Source organism: Streptomyces sp. N50 (assembly GCF_033335955.1).
Classification (GTDB): Bacteria; Actinomycetota; Actinomycetes; order Streptomycetales; family Streptomycetaceae; genus Streptomyces.
In genome coordinates this window covers 8,467,949-8,488,094 of record NZ_CP137549.1, presented here as the reverse complement: position 1 = coordinate 8,488,094, position 20,146 = coordinate 8,467,949, and the positions used below count along the sequence as shown (strand labels likewise).

Genomic DNA, 20,146 nt, shown 5'->3' with positions numbered 1-20,146 from the left:
ACCGGAGGCACACCATGACGAGCGCGTACCACCTTCCCGCGGGCAAGGCCCTCGGCGGCCCCTACGTCGTGGACGTCACCCCCGAGTCGGCGGCCTGGGGCTACTCCAGCCTGCGGGTCCTGGAACTGCCGCCGGGCGGCACCCACACCTTCGACACCGACGACAGCGAGTGGATCGTCGTCCCGCTCAGCGGCGCCTGCACGGTCTCCGCCGCCGACGACTTCGGCCACGACACCTTCGAACTCCACGGCCGCGAGAGCGTGTTCACCGCCGTGAGCGACTTCGCGTACGTGCCACGCGATTCCCGTACGACGATCTCGTCTCCCGGCGGCGGCCGCTTCGCGCTGACCGGCGCCCGCTGCACCCGTCGGCTGCCCGCGCGCTACGGCCCGGCCTCGTCGGTGCCGGTGGAGCTGCGCGGCACCGGCAACAGCAGCCGCCAGGTCAACAACTTCGGCGCGGCCGGCGTCTTCGAGTGCGACAAGCTCATCGCCGTAGAGGTGATCACTCCTGGCGGGAACTGGTCCTCCTTCCCGCCGCACAAGCACGACGAGCACCGGCCCGGCGAGGAGTCCGTCCTCGAAGAGGTCTACTACTTCGAGTTCGCCGACCACGAGGGCACCCCCGGTCTCGGCTACCAGCGCGTCTCCCCCTCAGGACAGGGCCGTAACACGGACGTCCTGGCCGAAGTCCGGGGCGGAGACGTCGTGTTGATCCCGGACGGCTGGCACGGGCCCTCGATGGCGGTGCCCGGCCACCACATGTACTACCTCAACGTCATGGCGGGTCCCGACGAGGACCGCTCCTGGCTGATCTGCGACCACCCCGATCACGCCTGGGTCCGCGGCACCTGGCCCGAGCAGCCCGTCGACCCCCGACTCCCCCTCTACACGGCACCGGAGAAGTCCTGATGAGCACCCCCACCCGCCGCCTGACCGTCGCCCAGGCCCTGGTGCAGTTCCTGTCGGTCCAGTACACCGAGCGCGACGGCGTACGGCACCGGCTGATCGCCGGCACCTGGGGCATCTTCGGCCATGGCAACGTTGCCGGACTCGGCCAGGCGCTGCTCGAAGCCGGCGAGGACACGATGCCGTTCCACCAGGGCCGCAACGAACAGGCCATGGTGCACGCGGCAGTCGGCTACACCCGCCAGCTGGACCGCCTCTCCGCGCAGGCCGTCACGACGTCGATCGGACCGGGCGCCACCAACCTGGTCACGGGCGCCGCGCTGGCCACGATCAACCGCCTGCCGGTCCTGCTCCTCCCCGGCGACTATTTCGCGACCCGCGCCGCCGACCCCCTGCTCCAGCAGCTGGAGCACCCGGTCGAGGCCGACCTCTCGGTCAACGACACGCTGCGCCCGGTCTCCCGCTACTTCGACCGCGTCATGCGCCCCGAGGCCCTGATCCCGGCCGCCCTGAACGCGATGCGCGTCCTGGCCGACCCGGTCGAGACCGGAGCCGTAACTCTCGCTCTCCCGCAGGACGTTCAGGCCGAGGCCTACGACTGGCCGGAGGAGTTCTTCGCCGATCGTGTCTGGTACGTACGGCGTCCCGCAGCCGACCCCTTGGAGCTTGAGGAGGCAGTGGCGGAGATCAGGAACGCCACTCGCCCCGTGATCGTCGCGGGCGGCGGCATCCACCACAGCCGCGCCGAGGAGGCGCTGAAGGCGCTCGTCGACGCGACCGGCATCCCGGTCGCCTCCACGCAGGCGGGCAAGGGCTCGCTGCGCCACGACCACCCGGCCGACCTGGGCGGCATCGGCCACACCGGCACCGCGGTCAGCGACGACATCGCGCGCACGGCGGACCTGGTGATCGGCGTCGGCACCCGGTACACGGACTTCACGACGGCCTCCAACACCCTGTTCCAGAACCCGGACGTACGGTTCGTCAACCTCAACATCGCCGCGTTCGACGCCCACAAGCTGGCCGCGCGCACGCTGGTGGCCGACGCGAAGTCCGGTCTGGAAGCGCTGACTTCGGGCCTCGCAGGCCACCGCGTGGCCCCCGCCTACGAGGCGGAGTACCGCGCGGGCAAGGAGAGTTGGGAACGGGTGGTCGACGCCGCGTTCACCGCCCCGGACGAGAACGCCGTACCGACACAGACCCAACTCCTCGGCGCCCTCGACTCAGTTGTGGGCGACGACGACGTGGTCATCAACGCGGCCGGTTCCCTCCCCGGCGACCTGCACAAGCTGTGGCGGGCGCGCTCGCCGCGCCAGTACCACCTCGAATACGGCTACTCCTGCATGGGCTACGAGATCCCGGCCGGCATCGGTGTCCAGCAGGCGGCCCCCGACACCCCCGTCTGGTCGCTGGTCGGCGACGGCACGTACCTGATGATGCCGACGGAGATCGTCACGGCGGTCCAGGAGGGTCTCCCGGTCAACCTGGTCCTGATCCAGAACCACGGTTACGCCTCCATCGGTGGCCTCTCCGAGTCCGTCGGCGGCGAGCGCTTCGGCACCGCCTACCGCTACCGCGCGGCCGACGGCACCTTCTCCGGCGCCCCGCTCCCGGTCGACCTCGCCGCCAACGCGGCCAGCCTCGGCATGGACGTCCTGCGCGCCAAGACGGTCCGCGAACTGCGCGAGGCGCTGGCCACGGCCCGCGCCTCCGACCGGCCGACGTGCGTCTACGTCGAGACCGACATCGCGACCCCGACCGCTCCCCCGGCCGAGGCCTGGTGGGACGTACCTGTCGCCGAGACCGCCTCGCGGCAGTCCGCCGTACAGGCCCGCGAGGAGTACGACCGCCAGGTCGCCGACCGTCGCCGTCACCTCTGAGCTGCTGAACTCCCCTCCCCCGAAAGGCCCTTGCACCATGAAGACGATCACCCACTGGATCGACGGCAAGCCCGTCGAGAGCACCTCGGGCCGTTTCGGTCCCGTGTACAACCCGGCGACCGGCTCGCAGGAGAAGCAGGTCGGCTTCGCGACCGTCGACGAGGTGGACGCCGCCGTCGCCTCCGCGAAGGCCGCGTTCGAGAGCTGGGGCGTCGCCTCGCTCGCCAAGCGCACCGCGATCCTGTTCAAGTACCGCGAGCTGCTGGACGCGCACCGCGACGAGATCGCCGAGCTGATCACCGCCGAGCACGGCAAGGTCCACTCGGACGCGCTCGGCGAGGTCGCGCGCGGCATGGAGATCGTCGAACTCGCCTGCGGCATCAGCGTGCAGCTGAAGGGCGAACTGTCGACGCAGGTCTCCACCCGCGTGGACGTGGCCTCAATTCGCCAGCCCCTGGGCGTGGTTGCGGGTATCACCCCGTTCAACTTCCCGGCCATGGTGCCGATGTGGATGTTCCCGCTGGCCATCGCGACCGGCAACACCTTCGTGCTGAAGCCGAGCGAGAAGGACCCGTCGGCGTCCTACCGCCTGGCCGAACTCGCCTCCGAGGCGGGCCTGCCACAGGGTGTGCTGAACGTCGTGCAGGGCGACAAGGTCGCCGTCGACCGCATCCTGGAGCACCCGGACGTCGAGGCCGTCTCCTTCGTCGGCTCGACGCCGATCGCGAAGTACATCCAGCTCAAGGCGGTTGAGCACGGCAAGCGCGTGCAGGCCCTCGGCGGCGCCAAGAACCACATGCTGGTCCTGCCGGACGCGGACCTGGACTTCGCGGCCGACCAGGCGATCAACGCGGCCTACGGCTCGGCCGGCGAGCGCTGCATGGCCGTCTCCGTGGTGGTCGCGGTGGGCGACACCGGCGACGAGCTGGTCGCCAAGATCGCCGAGCGCGCCGGCAACCTGCGCATCGGCCCGGGCAACGACCCGGCGTCCGAGATGGGCCCGCTCATCACCCGCGAGCACCGCGACAAGGTCGCCTCGTACGTCGCGTCGGCCGCCGCGCAGGGTGCCGAGGTCGTCGTCGACGGCACCGGCTTCTCGGTCGAGGGCCACGAGGACGGCTTCTTCCTCGGCGTCTCCCTCCTCGACAAGGTCCCGCTGACGGCGGACGCGTACAAGGACGAGATCTTCGGCCCGGTCCTGGTCGTCGTCCGCGCCGAGTCCTACGACGAGGCCATCACCCTGATCAACAGCTCCCGTTGGGGCAACGGCACCGCGATCTTCACCCGGGACGGCGGCGCCGCCCGCCGCTTCCAGATGGAGGTCAAAGCGGGCATGGTCGGCGTGAACGTGCCGATCCCGGTGCCCGTCGGCTACCACTCCTTCGGCGGCTGGAAGGACTCCCTCTTCGGGGACCTGCACATCTACGGCAACGACGGCATCGCCTTCTACACGCAGGGCAAGGTGATCACCACCCGCTGGCCGGACCCGGCCGACGGTGGCATCAACCTCGGTTTCCCCAGCAACTCCTGACTGCCCGTCACGACCTGTGAGGAGGTGCCCCTGTGGCGAAGACCGGTGACTTCGCGCGTGCCGCGAACGGCTCCCCGCTCGATGCCCTGCATTTCGCCCTGGACCGCAACAGTCCGGTGCCGCTGTACTACCAGCTCGCACAGCAGCTGGAGTCGGCGATCGAGCACGGGACCCTGGCGCCGGGCAACCTCCTGGGCAACGAGATCGACCTGTCCGTACGCCTCGGCCTGTCCCGCCCCACCGTCCGCCAGGCCATCCAATCCCTTGTCGACAAGGGGCTGTTGGTCCGACGGCGCGGGGTCGGCACGCAGGTCGTGCACAGCCAGGTCAAGAGACCGCTGGAACTCAGCAGCCTCTACGACGACCTGGAGTCGGCCGGACAGGGCCCGACCACGGAGGTGCTGCGCAACGAGGGCGTGCCCGCGACCGCGGATGTCGCGGCCGCCCTCGGCGTCCCGGAGGGCAGCGAGGTCACCCTGCTGGAGCGGCTGCGCTCCACACACGGCCAGCCGGTCGCGTTCCTCTGCAACTACCTCCCGGCGAACCTGCTCCAACTCGACACTCCCCGGCTGGAGTCGACGGGCCTGTACCGGATGCTGCGTACCGCCGGCATCACCCTGCACAGCGCCCGCCAGACGATAGGCGCCCGCTCGGCCACCCCCGCGGAGGCCACCCGCCTCGACGAGAAGGAGGGCGCGGCACTGCTCACCATGCAGCGCACGGCCTACGACGACACGGGGCGGGCGGTCGAGTACGGGACGCACATCTACCGGGCGTCCCGGTACGCGTTCGACTTCCAACTGCTGGTCAGGCCCTGAACTACCCGGCGGAGTCCAGGAGTTCGCGCTGCTCCGCCGTCAACTCCAGGTCCACGGCGGCGAGGTTCTCCTCCAGCTGAGCCACCGACGACGCACCCGCGAGTGGCACGATCGGCAGCGGCCCGCCCAACTGCCAGGCCAGTACTACCTGGTTGACGCTCGCCCCGGTCTCCTTCGCCACCGCCCGCAGCACGGCGAGGCGGGCGGGGGTGCCCGGGTGGTCGTAGTCGGCGGGCAGCGGTTTGTCCTCGCGGGTGTAGGCGCCGGCCAGCAGGGGTGAGTAGGCGACCAGGGTCAGGGCGGGCTCGGCGCGCAGATAGCCGAGCAGGTCCGGGCCGGCGCTGCCGAGGCTGCCGTCGGGGAAGAGCTCGGACGGCACGTCGGTCCGGGGGCGCAGATAGCTGTGCTGGTACTGGAGGACCTCGTAGCCGGGCAGCCCGGCCGCGGCGGCGAGCGCGCGGGACCGTTCCACACGCCAGGTGGCGTGGTTGCTGACACCCAGCAGGCCGACCGTGCCCCTCGGCGACCAGCTCGGCGAATCCTTCGACGGTCTCCTGGAGCGGAACGCTCTGGTCCTCGATGTGCGCGTACAGCAGGTCGAGCTTGTCCACGCCGAGGCGTTCGCGGCTGCGCTCGGCCGACTCGCGGATGACCTTCGCGGACAGGCCCTCCGGGTTGTCGACGAACCCCGTGCCGGGTGCCAGCGGGCGGGCGCCGAGCTTGGTGGCGATCACGATCTCGTCGCCGATGCCGCGGCTGCGCCGCCACCGGCCGAGCAGCTTCTCGCTCTGACCGCCCTGGCTTCCGTCGGTCCAGAACGCGTAGTTGTCGGACGTGTCGATGAAGTTCCCGCCGGCCTCGACATAGCGGTCGAGCACGGCGAAGGAGGTCTCCTCGTCGGTGCGGGAGCCGAACAGCATCGCGCCGAGCGCGAGCACGCTCACCTCGCGGCGGTGGGCCGGATCGGTGCCGATGGTGCGGTACTTCATGGTGATCCCTCCCGTTCGCACCCGGTTTTCCGGGCACGAGCGGGAGTCTTCCTCTTGGAGCGCACTTCAAGTCAAGCCACTGGGCGGCTACTTGGCGAACGGCCCGTCCAGCGCGGCCCATTGGAGCAGCATGATCGTCTTGGCGTCGGCGATCTCCCCGCTCCGGATCATCTCCAGGGCTCTGCGGAAGGGCAGTTCGAGGATCTCGATGTCCTCGCCCTCGTCCTGGAGGCCACCGCCCTCGTGGGTGCGGGTCGAGGGGCCGTAGGACGCGGCGTAGAAACCGATGCGTTCGGTGACCGAGCCGGGGCTCATGTAGACGTCGAAGACGTGCTCCACCTCCCCCACGGTGTGCCCGGTCTCCTCCACCACCTCGCGGCGCACGGCCTCCTCCGGGTGCTCGTCCTCGTCGTCGAGGAGTCCGCCCGGGGTCTCGACGAGCATGCCGTCGGGGTGGCCGTTGACGTACACGGGGAAGCGGAACTGGCGGGTGAGGAGGACCATTTCGCGCTCGGCGTCGTAGAGGAGCAGGGTCGCGCCGTTGCCCCGGTCGTGGGTCTCGCGTTCCTGGGTGGTCCAGGAGCCGTCGCCGTGCTGGAAGTCGAAGGTCGTGGTGCGCTCGACGTACCAGTGGCTGGACAGCAGGGTCACGTCGCGGACCTTGACGCGCGGATTTCCGGTCAGATCGAGGCCGGTGCGGTCCAGGCCGGTGCGGCCCCGGCGGTCGGGGGTGTCGGCGCCCGCGGTCATCGGACACCTGCCGGACGGGAGGGGACGATCGAGTTGTTCATGTCAGACATCTATCACCCGGGGGCGCGGGACGCGTGGCCGGAACCCGTGCCCCGCGGGTCCAACTGGTGTGCCGGTTGCGTTGATTTCGCCGCGTACCGTCCATCGCCCCGGGCATGCTGGAACCATGTCTGAGCACGGTGATCAGGTACCCGGATACCGGATGATCAGGATGGAGGCCCAGCCGGAAGCCCCGGCGGCGGCCCTCGCGGACGTGGACGCGTGGCAGGCCCGCAAGGCCTATCCGAACGTCCTCGGCGGTGGTGGCCCGGTGTTCGGCGTGGCCGAGGAGCTGGAGACCGGCGGCTGGCAGATCATCTCCCTCTTCTCCAGCCCCTACCCGCAGGGCTCCCGCGACACCATGGCCATGATGTTCCGCGAACGGGCGCGGGCCGCCGAGGACGCGGGCGACACGGAGACCCAGCGGGAGTGGCTGCGGAACGCGGAGCGGCTGGACTGGGAGCCCCTGAACGAACTCACGGTGTTCGGGCGCCGGTTCCGGACCGTGCGGGGCGATCAGTTCATCCGGATGGGACCGACGGGACCGGAGCCGCCCCGGCCGTCCGACCCCGACCCCGCGAAGGTCGGACACGGTCACGAATACCGCGGCCGTACCAAGGGGTTCGTGATCGACCCCTTCACCCCGACCGGGATGTCCGAGGGCATCCTGCGCATGGAACTCCTGTCGCTGGTCCATGCCAAGGGCACCGCTCCCGCCGCCGTACGGAAGGACTCGTTGCGCGCCCTGGAGACGCATCCCGGGGGTGTGCTGCTGCCCGCGGAGTTCACCGCGGCCGAGTTCTCGGACGGCCACTGGGCGCCGACGCAGATGACGAACGCGAGTCCGCAGGGGTCGCGGGACACGCTCACCACCTATCTGCGGGTGATGGCACCGGTCATGGAGCAGCTCGACGAGGAGACCAGGGCGGAGTACGGGCGGCTGGCCGACCGCATCGACGCCGAGCGCTGCGACGAGATCGTGATCGACGGATGCCGGACGCGGATCGTGCGGGTGGAACGCCTCGTCCGCGTCGGCCCCGACGGTCCCGAGGGCCCGCGCCCCTCCGACCCCGACCCCGAACTCCCCACCGCCGTCCAGGAGAAGCAGCTCCGCGAGGAGGGCGTGTTCGACGAGTACCGGGTGCTGAACGAGGAGGAGACGGAGCAGCGCCGCGTTGCGGACGAACAGGCGAAGGAGTTCCTCCGCCTGTTCGAGGAGCAGCGGAAACGGCGTGAGGCGGCCGAAGAGGGCTGAGCCGGGGTGGAGGGCGGGACCGGCCGGCCCCGCCCTCCACCGCTGGTGTCAGCTCTTGCCGAGCATCTTGTTCATCTGCTTGATCTCGGCGCTCTGAGCCGTGATCACGCCGGCCGCGAGCGCGGTGGCGGGGGCGTAACTCCCGTCCGCCTTCTCGGTCTTGGCCATGGCGACGGCGCCCTCGTGGTGCTGAACCATCATGGTGAGGAACATGGTGTCGAAGTCGGCGCCGGAGGCCTTCTCCAGCTTGCCCATGTCGGCGTCGCTCATCATGCCGGGCGTGGCCGACGACATGTCGTGGCCCATGCCGGAGTCCATGCCGGACATGTCCTCGGGGACCTGCTCGCCCCACGAGGTGAGCCAGCCGGACATGGTCTTGATCTCCGGGGCCTGGGCGCCCTCGATCTTCGTGGCGAGGCTCTTGACCTGCGCCGATGAGGCGTGACCGGCGGCCAGTCCGGCCATCTCTACGGCCTGGCGGTGGTGCTGGATCATGTCCTTCGAGAAGGAGATGTCCGCGGCGTTGTGGCCACCGGTCGCGGTGGCGGACGCGGTCCCGCCGCTCGCCTTGCCGTCGCCGCCGCTGCCGCACGCGGCGAGCGTGAGGGCGGCCACCGAGGCGGTGACGGCGAGAACGGTACGACGGACGAACCTGCGCTGTGCGGTCATGGGGGAACTCCTGGTGTGTGGATCCGTTCAGGGCATGCCGGCGCGCGCACGGTGGCGCGCGGGTTGCTCTAGATCCGCAGGAGTTGGAGTTCGGCGAGGGAGGGCGGGGCCCGGCCTCCGTCGGGACCGCTGCCCGCCTCGGACATACGCCCGTCGGGCAGCTCGGCGCAGGCGGCCACATCGGGTTGCAGCACCGGAACCACGGCCGGGGTCCCGGCGACGGACGCGGAGGCGCAGGTCGCGTCGGCGTGTTTCATGTGGCTGCCGCCGCAGTCGCCCCCGTCGTGATCACAGCCGTCCGGCGTCGACGCCCTCTCGCCCGTCGCTACGGTCGTAGCCGCGATGGTGTGCCCGTGCGCGGAGTCGATCATGGGGACGGGCCCGAGCCCGTGCATCCCGAGCAGACCGAACAGCAGGGCGGCGACGAGCAGCCCGTAGCACCGCACGCGAGGGTGCGGTGCTACGGGCTGCTCGGGACGGGCCATGGAGTCACCATACCCACCCTGGGTATCGGGCCGGCACCGGACTCCTACATCAGTGCCCCCACTCGGGGTGCCTTCGCGCTGCGGTAGGTGGAGATGCCCAGGGCCAGCAGCCAGTAGCTGAGGATCGCGCCCATCAGGGCGGTGGTGCCCCAGCCGTTCGCCGCGTAGAAGTGCGCGGGGGTGTTCCCGAAGAACAGCGACGGCACGAAGGCGAGGTTGATCCCGGCCAGGACGTAGGCCGACCTGCTGGTCCAGCGCGGCAGCAGTCGCGTGCGGGAGACGGCGAAGCCCAGCGCGGTCAGGAAGAACGCCAGCATCAGCCGGGAGATCGACCCGTAGAGGATGTAGGTGCCGCTGACGTCGATCGTCGGGTCGATGGGATGGTCGGCGGCGATGACCGCGCCGGCCTCCAGTCCGCTGGAGACCAGCGTGATCGTCGTGTAGACCAGCCCTGCCGTGAAGGCCATCGAACCGGCCCACTCGTACTCGGGATTCACGCGCTTCACCAGCTCGCGGAACGCGGTCACGAACACGAGCAGGAACGCCAGCGCGACGATCCCGATCAGCAGCCGGGCCAGCACGTTGGCGTCCGGCGGCGGGCCCGAGTAGACGAAGTACAGGGGCACTTCGACGATGAGGGCGACGGCGGCGGCGATGCCCGCACCGCCCGCCAGACGCCTGGCCGACATTTCGTTCATGAGGTCCCCCGAAGGTTCCGTGTGGTGGATTCGGTACGCCTTGAATCCTGCCGCCGACGGCGCTCCCGGTCCCTGGGCCTGAGGACCGGATCGGGGGTGTTCCTGACGACACCCTCACCCGACGTACGAGAGGTCAGGCGCCGAAGACCTGGAACTCCGAGACCTGCCCGGCCGGCCAGCCGTTGTTCGCGGTGATGGTGAGCCGTATGTAGCGGGTGGTGACGGTGGAGGGCAGCGTGAGGGTCGCGGTGTTGCCGGTCGCCGGGTCGAAGGTGTAGCCCGCCGAGGCGAGCAGCTGGGTGGAGGTGCCGGCGTCCGTGCCGCCCTGGACGGAGATCGTCTGGGTACGGGTGGCCCAGGCGGTGGCCGGGGGAAGTTTCAGGACGATCCGCTTGACGCCGGTCGCGGCGCCCAGGTCGACCTGGATCCACTGCGGGAAGGCGTTGTTGGCGGACTCCCAATAGGTGTTGGTGTCGCCGTCGGTCGCGTTGCCCGAGGCGTACGTCTGGGTGTGGCTGCTCTCCGAAGTGGCCTTGTGGAGCGCCAGGTTGGTGGTGCTGGACGGGGGGTCGGTCGTGACGGTGACCTGGTTGGAGGGTTGCGAGACGTTGCCCGCCGCGTCGTAGGCGACGACGTCGAAGGCGTAAGCCGTGGACGCGCCAAGTCCGGTGACGGTGAAGGAGGTTGAGCCGGTCGTCCCCACCTGGGTACTGGTCGAGCCGGACACCCGCAGGACGCGGTAGCCGCTCACACCGACGTTGTCGGTCGCCGTGTTCCAGCTCAGCGAGACGGAGTCGCTGGTGTGCCCGGTGGCGGTCAGGCCACCGGGTGCGGCGGGCGGTGTGGTGTCGCCGCCGTTCGGAATCACCGGCTGGGTGGGGCGAGTCGGGGTCAGCGCGAGCTGCCCCTTGAGCATGCGGCCACCATCGCCCGTCAGCCGCAGGTAGTAGTCCGAGGAGCAGGCGGTGCCGTCCTCGTCGAGGGCGAGGAAACCGGAGTTGGTGGGCACCCAGGCCTGGGTCTCGGCGGTCTTGGCGATCTGGTTGCCCTCGTTGTACTCGTCGAACATGGAGATGTAGATGCCCTGCACTCCGGCCCGCACCATGTTGTAGAACTGCCGCCACATGAAGTCGCCGTGCGCGCGCTGCCGGCCGGAGACGTCACCGGGCAGGACACAGGGCTGGAAGTCGATGCCGTTGGCGTTGCAGTCGGCCTGGTCGGGGACGGTGTAGGTGGTGTAGGCGTTGTCGGCCTCGGTCACGTTGCCGATGGCACCGACCATCCACGGCGAGATCATGTTGAAGGCGTGATAGACGCCCGAGAAGCCGGCCTGCGAGCCCCCGGTGCCGGTCCGCCATTCGCGCGGGACGCCCCCGATGACGTAACACCCCTGTCCCTTGAACCAGTTGACGACGTCGAGGCAGGCGTCGGGGGTGAAGGGGTGGTTGGGGTCGTTGAAGCCGAAGCCCCAGATGCACACGACCGGCTTGCCGTTCTGCTTCGCGTACGCCGAACTCGCCGTGTGCGCGGACATCTTGTTCGTCCAGTCCGTCTTGATCTCGGACTGCATGTTCGTCCAGTTGGAGACGTCGTACATGATGTAGAACTTCCGCCCGTACGACTCGGCGGCGCCGCGCACCTTGGTCGCCATGGCGTCGCGGGTGGGTCCCTCGCCGCCGGTGGGGTTGAAGCGCTGGAGCGCGGCGGTGTCGATGCTGTTCTGCTGCATCCACAGGAAGTGCGTGTTCACCGTCTGCTGGTCGTAGGAGGAGAACAGCTTGGCGGGCTGGCCGTTGCCGAGAGCGGCGTACGACGTCTGGTAGGTGTTGGTGTACTCGCGCACGTCGGGCCAGCAGCTGATGCCGGTGTTGGTCGGGGACGGCGGCTGGCTCCAGTTCTGGGTCCAGTGCCACCAGCCGTTGATGGGCGCGCCGTCGCCGACGCAGGCGAACCAGCCCTGGTAGCCGACGGTGATCTTGCCGACGACGTCGCCCGGCGCGCCGGCCGCCGACGCGGTGGGGGCGAGGACGGTCCCGGTCGCGCCCACCGTTCCTACGGCGGCGGTCGCGATCGCGGCTCTCAAGAAGACTCTGCGTGTGACACCCATGGGGATTCCTCCGGACTCCTCTTCAGGTGGTCGGTGGTCGGTGCCGCCGGGCGCGCGTGTGAAGGCACGCGCGCCCGGCGGCACCATCGGGTCGGGGTCAGCTGTTCCAGACCTGGAACTCGGAGATCTGACCGGCCGGCCAGCCGTTGTTCGCCGTGATGTTCACCCGGAGGTAGCGCTGGGTGGTCGCGGTGAACGTGAGGGTGACCGTGTTGTTGGTGGTCGGGTCGAAGGTGTACGTCGCCGACGACTTGAGGGTGCTGAAGGAGGAGCCGTCGGTGCTGCCCGACAGGGACAGCGTCTGGTTGCGGGCGCCCCAGGTCGCGGGGAGCTGGAGGACGACCCGGCTCGCGCTCTGCGCCGAACCGAGGTCCACCTGGACCCACTGCGGGAAGGCGTTGTTGGCGCTCTCCCAGTAGGTGCCCTGGTTGCCGTCCGTGACGTTCGAGGACGCGTACACGTCGGTGTGGCTGGACTCGGTGGTGGCCGCGCCGGCCGCCAGGTTCCGGCTCACGGTGCCGGCCCCAACACCGGTCAGCGCGACCGTGGTCGTGCCGTTCGACGCGTTGCTGGCGATGCTCAGATCACCGGCGCGGGTGCCGGACGCGGTGGGCGTGAACGTCACGCTCACCGTGCAGGAGGCACCCGCCGCGATCGACGAACCGCAGGTGTTGGTCTGCGCGAAGTCGCCCGTGACGGTGACGCCGGACAGAGTCGCCGCCGCCGTACCGGAGTTGGTCACCGTGACCGTCTTCGCGCCGCTGGAGGTGTTGAGCGCCTGAGTGGCGTACGACAGGGACGTCGGGTCGGCCGACAGGGTCGCCGGTGAGGAACCGCCACTGCTGGGGAACACCTCGAAGTCCGACAACTGGGCAGCGTTCCAGCCCGTGTTGGCGGTGATGTTGACCCGCACGTATCGCGTCGTGGCCGAACTGAACGTGATGGTCACGGTGTTGGCGTTGGCGCTCGGGTCGAAGGTGTACCCGGCCGAGGCCTTGAGCGTGGAGAAGCTGGAGCCGTCCGTGGATCCCTGTACCGACAGGGTCTGCGTACGGGCCGACCACGCCGTCGCCGGCGGGAGCTTGAGCACGACCTTGCCGACGCCGTAGTTCTGGCCGAGATCGACCTGGGCCCACTGCGGGAACGAACCGTCCGTGCCCTCCCAGTACGTCGACGCGTCCGTGTCGGTGAGGTTCGAGGCGACGTAGGGACTCGTGCTCGAACTCGCCGATGCGGGACGCCCGGCGGCGATGTTGGTGGTGCTGTCGATGCCACTGCCGGTCAGGGTTACGGCAGTTGGGCTGTTGTTGGCGTTGCTGGTGATGGTCAGGTTGCCCGCGCGCGCTCCGCCGGTGGTGGGCTTGAAGCCGACGGTGACCGTGCAGGACGCGCCGACCGCGAGGGTGGAGCAGTTGTTGGTCTGGCTGAAGTCACCGGTCGCCGCTACGGCCGAGACGGTCGCCGACGCGGTGCCCGAGTTGGTCACCGTCACGGTCTGCGCGGTGGCCGACGAGCCGACCACCGTCGCGGGGAAGGACAGGCTCCCCGGATCGGTGTTCAGCACCGGGCCGGGCGCGGTGCCCGTTCCGGAGAGGCTGACGGTGCTGGTGGTCCCGCCCGCGTTGACGGTCAGAGATCCGTTACGGCTGCCGGTCGCCGTCGGCGAGAACTTCACGCTGACGGTGCACGAGCCGTTCGCCGCGATCGACGAGCCGCAGGTGTTGGTCTGGGCGTAGTCGCCGCTGGTCGAGATCGACGAGACGGCCGCGGCGGTGCTGGTCGGGTTGGAAACGGTCACGGTCTGCGCCGCGCTGGTCGAACCGGTCGCCACCGAGCCGAAGTTGAGCGCACCGGGCGTGGCCGTCACGCCCTCCGACGGGTAGGGCGGGTAGACCGGAGCGGGCCAGCCGCCGCAGTACGGCGTGCCGCTGATACCGGAGTTGCCGCCGCCGTCGGTGATGACGAAGTTGCCGCCCGAGCAGTTGTACACCGGGGACGAGTAACCGACGCCGGTGGCCGTGACGTTGGTGAACTTCGCGGCGCCGCCGGTCTGTTCCTGGAGGGCGAAGGTTCCGGTGCCGGCGATGGTCACGTTGTTGAGGTTGACCCCGCTGATGGTGCCCTCGACCCACTGGACCGCTTCGTAGGGGCTCTGCTGGATCAGCGCGTTGGTCACGTTGATCGGGCCGGTGATCGCGCCCTGACTGCCGTCGAACCACAACGCCCCTACGCCGAACTGCCAGTTGGGGTCGAGGCTGCCGGCCCGGACCAGGGTGTTGTCGGAGATCGTGGTGGTGCCGACCGGCGTCGACGTGAAGCGCTGCCCCACGTGGATGCCGCCGCCCTGCGCGATGCCGGTGTCCACGACGCGGTTGCCGCTGACGGTGTTGTCGTGGCCGCCGTAGATCGCGATGGCGTTGGCGAGGATCTGCAGGGACACGGTGTTGTTGGAGATCGTGTCGTTGGCGTCGGCGCCGATGGCGGAGTCCGCCCAGGTGGCGATGCCGTCGTCGCCGGTGTTGCGGATGTCGCTGTTGGTCACCTTCGAATTGGTGACCCCGCCATGGAAGTTGATGCCGTCGGCGGTGGTGTCACGGATGCGCATGCCGGTGAACGTCAGGCCGTCCATCGGTCCGTCCATCCAGGCGCCGACCTTCATGTGGTCGATCCACAGGTTGGAGACGGTCGAGTCGCTCAGGGCGCCGCCGATGCCGTTGACCTGGGCGCTGTCGTCGCGTTCCTGCACGTTGCCGAAGATCGCGAAGTTCTGCAGGCGCACGTCGGTGCTCGCGTTGGGCGCGGAGTTGCCGTAGAAGCCGGGGGCCGTGCCGGTGACGGTCGAGTACCACATCCCGGCGCCGGCGATCGTGACGTTGTTGACGCTGATGTGGCCGGGGATGTTGAAGGTGCCCGGCGGGATCCACACGGTGCCGCCGGGGCCCGCCGAGCTGATCGCGGCGTTGAACGCGCTGGTCGCGTCGGCCACACCGGTCGCGTCGGCGCCCTTGCTGGTCACCGACACCGCGCCCGAGGGTGCGGTCGCGGCGGCGCCGACCTGCTCGAAGTCGGCGAAGTCGATCGTGTACGAGGAGGCGGTGTCCCCCGCGTCGACCTGGAGCTTGAAGGTCGTGCCCGCCGGATAGGTGGTGCTGAACAGGCGATGGGCCTCGTCGTAGAAGTGGTGCGGGTTGCTGCCCGGGGTGTTGGTGAAGGGGTAGCTGCCGTAGTACCAGCTGTAGGCGTTGGTCAGGGTGAAGTCGGGCTGCTTGACGCCGTTGACGTACAGCGAGAGCGCGGCGGTGTAGACCGAGCCGCCCGAGGTGTCGGGGATGCTGTAGCGGAAGTTGATCGAGTTGGTCGCCACCGGCGTGGTGAACGTGACGTACTGGCCGGTGCCCTGGAGGGTCGTCGCCTTGCGGTAGGACGCCTCGTCGGCCAGCTGGCCCGCGGTGTAACTCGGGCCGATCGCCGAGCCGTTGGTGGCGGAGTTCTCCGCCTGCACCTCGACGTACGGCAGGCTCGCGCCGCTGCCGCCGGTGGCGGTGGACGCCGCCGCGGCGGGTGGGACAGCCAGAGCGAAGACGCCTACGGCGGCCAGCATCACGGTGCTGACCACCCAGACGAGGGCTCGTCTCAGATCTCGGATGGAATGGAACACGTGCCACTCCTTACGTAATGAAATGCCGGAACTGTCGCGCTGGTGCCGCCAGAGAGGGAGGGGAGACGGGGGGTTGGTGCCGATGCATGGGGGACCGTAATGTCGCTGACATGATCACGCAATATCTCGACAGAGCTTTGCAACAAACAAATTTGGATCCCGCAAGATCTCAGGTGTCCGCACATACGAAGGTGCCGCCGAACGGAATGTCCGGCGGCACCGTGGGGAGGGTGGGGTCAGCGGGAAGCGGGCGGAGTCAGGCGGCCCAGACCTGGAACTCGGACACCTGGCCCGCGGGCCAGCCGGTGTTGGCGGTGACGGTCACGCGGTAGTAGCGCTCGGTGGCGGCGGGGAAGGCGAGCGTCACGGTGTTCTTGGTGCCCGGGTCGAAGGTGTGGGCGGCCGAGGACTTCAGGGTGGTGAAGGTGGCGCCGTCGGTGCTGCCGCTCAGGGTCAGGGTCTGGGTGCGGGCGCCCCAGGCGGCGGGCAGTTGCAGGACCACACGGGAGGCGCTCCGGGCCGAGCCGAGATCGACCTGGACCCACTGCGGGAACCTGTTGTTGGCGCTCTCCCAGTAGGAGTTCTGGTTGCCGTCCGTCACGTTCGACGACGAGTACACGTCGGTGTGGCTGGACTCGCTGGTGGGTCTGCCGGCCGCGAGGTCGGTGTTCGCGGCCTCGATGCCGGTACCTGAAAGGGCCACCGTGGTGGGGCTGTCGGACTGGTTGCCGGTCAGGGTGAGGGTGCCGGTGCGAGTGCCGGATGCGGTGGGTGTGAAGGTGACGGAGACCGTGCAACTCGCGCCTGCGGCCAGGGAGTTGCCGCACGTGTCGGTCCGGGCGAAGTCACCGCCGACGGTGACTGAGGTCAACGATGCAGCTGCCGTACCGGAGTTGGTGACCGTGACGGTCTGTGCGGCACTGGTCGTGTTCACCGTCTGGTCGGCGAAGGTGAGCGATCCCGGAGCCGCGGTCAGGGTGGCCGACGGCGAGCCGCTACGCGCCGTGAAGGCGAGGGAGTTGATGTTCCAGCCGCCGCTGTCCTGGTCGAGCGTCAGAACCTGTCGGCCGGCGGGCAGGGTCACCTGGGCGGTCGCGGTGCCCCAGGTCTGCCAGTCGCCGGTGGCGGGCAGGTCGACGGCGCCGGTGAGGTTCACGCCGGAGGCGTCCGAGAGGTGCAGCGCGCCGGGCACCGCGGACGGGGCCGCGACGCGCAGGTCGAGGGTGTAGGTGCCGGCCGCGGCGACGTCGACCGTGTAGCGGAACCACTGTCCTGGACCGGTCCAACCCAGGTTGTAACCGCCGCCTGTGTCCGAGGCGTTGTCGAGGTCGACGCCGTCGGCGCGGTAGGAGTTGGCGTTGCCGTTGACGGAGGTGACGTTGTAGGCGACCCCTTGGCCGCCGGTGTCGTAGTCCTCCGCCTGGACCGTTCCAGGCACGGCGGCCGGGGTGCCGCCGTAGGGGCCCTCGGGCGCGGGCGGCGGCCAGTGGTTGTCACTCAACGTGGCGACGAAACCGGTGGAGTTGTTGACGAAGGCCGAGGTGCCGGAGCCAAGTCCCGTGACGGTGTTGCCGGTTATCGTCGCGGAGCCGGTGGGGGCCGGGTAGAACGGCGGCGAGATCGCGATGCCGTTGCGGCCGGGACTGCTGACCGTGTTGTCCTGCAGCAGGGTGTTGGTCGAGGTGGAGAAGGCGATGCCGTCGTAGAGGGAGTCGGTGACGGTGTTGCCGGTCACCGTGACCTTGTCGACGGTTCCGGTGTTCTGACCGTCGCCGCCGTTGCCGATGTGCAGAGCGGGTTGGCCCTGGCTGTAGGCGTTGCCGCCGGAGCGGACCACGGTGTTGCCGGTCACGGTCGCGGAGAGCAGATCGCTGCCGTGGACGCCGAAGCGCCCGGCGCCCAGACCGATGTAACGGGCCGTGTCGCTGATGTAGTTGTCCTTGACCTGGTGGCCGCTGCCGCCGTAGATCCCGATGCCCTTGCCGCCCCAGGGCGCGATCGAGGTGTTGTTGCTGACGGTGACATCGGTCATCGGGTTGTAGTGGGTCTGGGAACCGTCGCTGTTGGTGTTGTACGCCACCGAGTTGATGGCGATCGCGTCGTCCCCGGTGCCGCGCACGAAGTTGTTGGTGACCGTCAGGTCGTTGCCGGTGTCCGCGTTCAGGGACACGTTGTTGACGTTGATCCCGTCGGCCCAGATCGACGTCAGCCTGCTGTTCTTCACCGTTCCCCCGGTGCCGGAGGCCCAGAAGCCCGACATGGTGTGCTGGGTCCAGATGCCGTCGGCCGACCAGTCGGTGCCGGTGGTGTCCATCGCGCCGCCGTCGCCGCCGATGGTGCTCCGGCTGACGGCGTTGGCGTCGATGTGGAAGTCACGCACCGTGCAGGAGGTCAGGTCGAACAGGGCTGCCAGCGGTGTGGAGTTGGGGACCGGGACGTCACGGTAGACCGTGCTGTACCAGAGGCCGGCGCCCGCGATGGTGATCCCTTGCGCGTTCAGCCCCGCCGTGCCCTTCACATAGAAAGTGCCCTGTGGGATCCACAGGATCTTTCCCTGTTGTTCGGCCTGGTCGATGCAGCTCTGGATGGCGGCCCGGCTGTCCACGGACTGGCTGTCGGCCGCGCCGTTGGTCGGGTTGTTGTCGGCCACCGCGCCGCAGCTCGTGATCGAGATCGAGTTCGCGGGCTGTGCCTGTGGCGCGGGCGGGTTCTCCACGTCGACGGAGTCCACGTCGTAGGAGGACGCGCTGTTGTCGGCGTCCTTCCGCAGCGAGAAGGTGGCGCCCGCCGGGATCGGGGCGCCGGTGACGAAGGTGTGCGACTCGTCCCAGAAGACCCTCGGGTCCCCGTCGGCCGGGTTCTGGTCGTCGCTCGTGTTGTAGTTGCCGTTGCCCTCGTACACCCAGGTCTGCCGGGAGTTGAGGTTCAGCGCCTGCCGGAACACGCCGTTGACGTACAGGTTCAGCGTGCCGGTGACACCGCCGCCGGATGCCGAATCCGGAATGCTCGCACGGACGTTGAGGAAGGAGATCGGCTGCCCGGTGGTGTTCGTCCACTGCACCGACTGACCCGTGTCGCCCAGGTGGACATAGGAATGGCCGGACGCCTCCAGGACTGCGCTGGAGTACTGCGACGTCGGCGCCGAGGTCAGCGACCGGACGGCCGCGCCGCCGCCGGGAGTTCCCCCCTCGGCCTCATAGACCGAGAACGGCGTCGTCGCACCCACCGCCGAACTCGCCGCGGCCTTGGCCGGCGCCGCCTTCTGCGTCGCGGCGGCCGGTAGGACGGACACGCACAGCGCACCGACCGCGGCAACGACGGCCACCGCCAGTCGCCGGGGTCTGAGGATCGTCAGCATGTGAGGCTCCTTCACGGAGTGGGGGGAGGAGACCGGCGCCCCGACCGTACAGAGACCCCTTCAAGCCCGCTAGATTCCGACGAAGTAAAGAATGAATTACGCAAGCCATTGCAAGTTTCTTGCTGGAATCCGCAATTCCATGATGTCTCGTGGCATGCGGACGGTTGGTGGCCAGAGAGTGGGCCGTATCGGTCCCCAGCTGGTCCCGGACATGACGAAGGGGCGGCTTCGGATTTCTCCGAAACCGCCCCTCATCTGCGACTCTGTCGAGTCGGGACGACAGGATTTGAACCTGCGACCCCTTGACCCCCAGTCAAGTGCGCTACCAAGCTGCGCCACGTCCCGGTGCGCTTCCCACGGAGAACCGTGTTGATCGCGCGAACAGCACTTTACCCCACGCCCGGGGGTGCGCCGAAGCCGGTGCCGGACGCGGGACAATCGTCGTATGAGCGACACGACCTCAGGCGGTACGGCCGGCGCGCGGGACCGGGACGGCGAGGGCCGGGCGCGCAACGCCCGGCCGCGGGACGGGCTCGGGCGGCCCCTGCCGTACGACGCGGACGGTGTGGCACGGCAGCCCGAGGGGGTCGTGCGCGCGCCGGAGGTGACCGTCGTCGAGGCGCAGGCGCTGCTCGACGAGGGGAAACCGTTCCACGCGCACGAGGTCTTCGAGGACGCCTGGAAGTCGGGGCCGGACGAGGAACGTGCCCTGTGGCGCGGCCTCGCCCAGCTCGCCGTGGGCCTCACGCACGCGGCCCGGGGCAACGTCACCGGCGGGGCCCGGCTGCTGCGGCGCGGCGCCGGGGGCGTCGAGGAGTGGGCGTCCCGGTCGGGGCGGGAGCGGCCGTACGGGATGGATCTCGCGGGGGTCGCGGCCTGGGCGCGGGGTCTCGGGGACGACGTGGAGCGGGACAGCGGGAGTGTCGACGCGCGGGCGCGGGCGCCCCGGCTGCGCGAGACGTCGTAGCCGACGAGAGTTCGAATCATCCCGGTACGTATCG

The 20,146-nt window shown here is 69.6% G+C and carries 13 protein-coding genes, 1 tRNA gene and 1 pseudogene; 6 read left to right on the top strand and 9 right to left on the bottom strand.

Annotation, left to right across the window (positions count from 1 at the left end; translation table 11 throughout):
• Nucleotides 1-14: 14 nt before the first annotated feature.
• Genes iolB through R2B38_RS37640 form a run of 4 tightly spaced genes read left to right on the top strand, consistent with a single transcriptional unit; the run spans nt 15 to nt 5,137 of the window.
• Nucleotides 15-911 carry a 5-deoxy-glucuronate isomerase gene (gene iolB / locus R2B38_RS37655; protein WP_318020276.1) on the top strand — a complete coding sequence of 299 codons (897 nt, stop codon included), beginning with the start codon at nt 15-17 and terminating at the stop codon, nt 909-911.
• Nucleotides 911-2,788: a 3D-(3,5/4)-trihydroxycyclohexane-1,2-dione acylhydrolase (decyclizing) gene (gene iolD / locus R2B38_RS37650; RefSeq protein ID WP_318020275.1), complete on the top strand. Its 1,878-nt coding sequence runs from the start codon at nt 911-913 to the stop codon at nt 2,786-2,788. The genes iolB and iolD overlap by 1 nt, the downstream gene beginning before the upstream one ends.
• A gap of 37 nt (nt 2,789-2,825) precedes the next feature.
• Entirely contained in the window at nt 2,826-4,319 is a 1,494-nt protein-coding gene (locus R2B38_RS37645) for a CoA-acylating methylmalonate-semialdehyde dehydrogenase (RefSeq protein ID WP_318020274.1), read from the top strand.
• Between the two features lie 32 nt (nt 4,320-4,351).
• The gene (locus R2B38_RS37640; RefSeq protein WP_318020273.1) at nt 4,352-5,137 is read left to right on the top strand and encodes a GntR family transcriptional regulator; all 786 of its coding nucleotides are present in this window, start codon (nt 4,352-4,354) and stop codon (nt 5,135-5,137) included.
• Between the two features lies 1 nt (nt 5,138).
• Here the strand turns inward: R2B38_RS37640 and R2B38_RS37635 are convergent.
• Together R2B38_RS37635 and R2B38_RS37630 are read right to left on the bottom strand one after the other, a co-directional pair.
• Nucleotides 5,139-6,126 (bottom strand): annotated as a pseudogene (locus R2B38_RS37635) (aldo/keto reductase).
• Between the two features lie 87 nt (nt 6,127-6,213).
• Complete coding sequence (locus R2B38_RS37630) at nt 6,214-6,876, bottom strand: NUDIX domain-containing protein (RefSeq protein ID WP_318020272.1); 663 nt, start codon at nt 6,874-6,876, stop codon at nt 6,214-6,216.
• A gap of 166 nt (nt 6,877-7,042) precedes the next feature.
• Between R2B38_RS37630 and R2B38_RS37625 the strand changes: the two genes are divergently transcribed.
• Nucleotides 7,043-8,170, top strand: coding sequence for a DUF5954 family protein (locus R2B38_RS37625; RefSeq protein WP_318020271.1), 1,128 nt, complete (start codon nt 7,043-7,045; stop codon nt 8,168-8,170).
• Nucleotides 8,171-8,218: 48 nt separating this feature from the next.
• On the opposite strand, the gene R2B38_RS37620 is transcribed toward R2B38_RS37625, so the two are convergent.
• From R2B38_RS37620 to R2B38_RS37590, 7 genes are all read right to left on the bottom strand, one after another.
• Nucleotides 8,219-8,839, bottom strand: a complete 621-nt coding sequence (locus R2B38_RS37620) for a DUF305 domain-containing protein (protein WP_318020270.1) — start codon at nt 8,837-8,839, stop codon at nt 8,219-8,221.
• 68 nt (nt 8,840-8,907) lie between these two features.
• On the bottom strand, nt 8,908-9,324 hold the full coding sequence (locus R2B38_RS37615; RefSeq protein ID WP_318020269.1) for a DUF6153 family protein: 417 nt from the start codon (nt 9,322-9,324) through the stop codon (nt 8,908-8,910).
• Between the two features lie 44 nt (nt 9,325-9,368).
• Nucleotides 9,369-10,022 carry a hypothetical protein gene (locus R2B38_RS37610; protein WP_318020268.1) on the bottom strand — a complete coding sequence of 218 codons (654 nt, stop codon included), beginning with the start codon at nt 10,020-10,022 and terminating at the stop codon, nt 9,369-9,371.
• A 133-nt stretch (nt 10,023-10,155) separates the two neighbouring features.
• On the bottom strand, nt 10,156-12,129 hold the full coding sequence (locus R2B38_RS37605) for a discoidin domain-containing protein (protein ID WP_318020267.1): 1,974 nt from the start codon (nt 12,127-12,129) through the stop codon (nt 10,156-10,158).
• Between the two features lie 97 nt (nt 12,130-12,226).
• Nucleotides 12,227-15,787 (bottom strand): choice-of-anchor D domain-containing protein, encoded by a 3,561-nt coding sequence (locus R2B38_RS37600; RefSeq protein WP_318020266.1) that lies wholly within the window; start codon nt 15,785-15,787, stop codon nt 12,227-12,229.
• Nucleotides 15,788-16,043: 256 nt separating this feature from the next.
• Complete coding sequence (locus tag R2B38_RS37595) at nt 16,044-19,145, bottom strand: carbohydrate-binding protein (protein ID WP_318020265.1); 3,102 nt, start codon at nt 19,143-19,145, stop codon at nt 16,044-16,046.
• Between the two features lie 271 nt (nt 19,146-19,416).
• A tRNA-Pro gene (locus R2B38_RS37590) sits at nt 19,417-19,490 on the bottom strand.
• A gap of 100 nt (nt 19,491-19,590) precedes the next feature.
• Here R2B38_RS37590 and R2B38_RS37585 point away from each other — a divergent pair.
• Nucleotides 19,591-20,112 carry a DUF309 domain-containing protein gene (locus R2B38_RS37585; protein ID WP_318020264.1) on the top strand — a complete coding sequence of 174 codons (522 nt, stop codon included), beginning with the start codon at nt 19,591-19,593 and terminating at the stop codon, nt 20,110-20,112.
• The last annotated feature ends 34 nt before the right edge of the window (nt 20,113-20,146 follow it).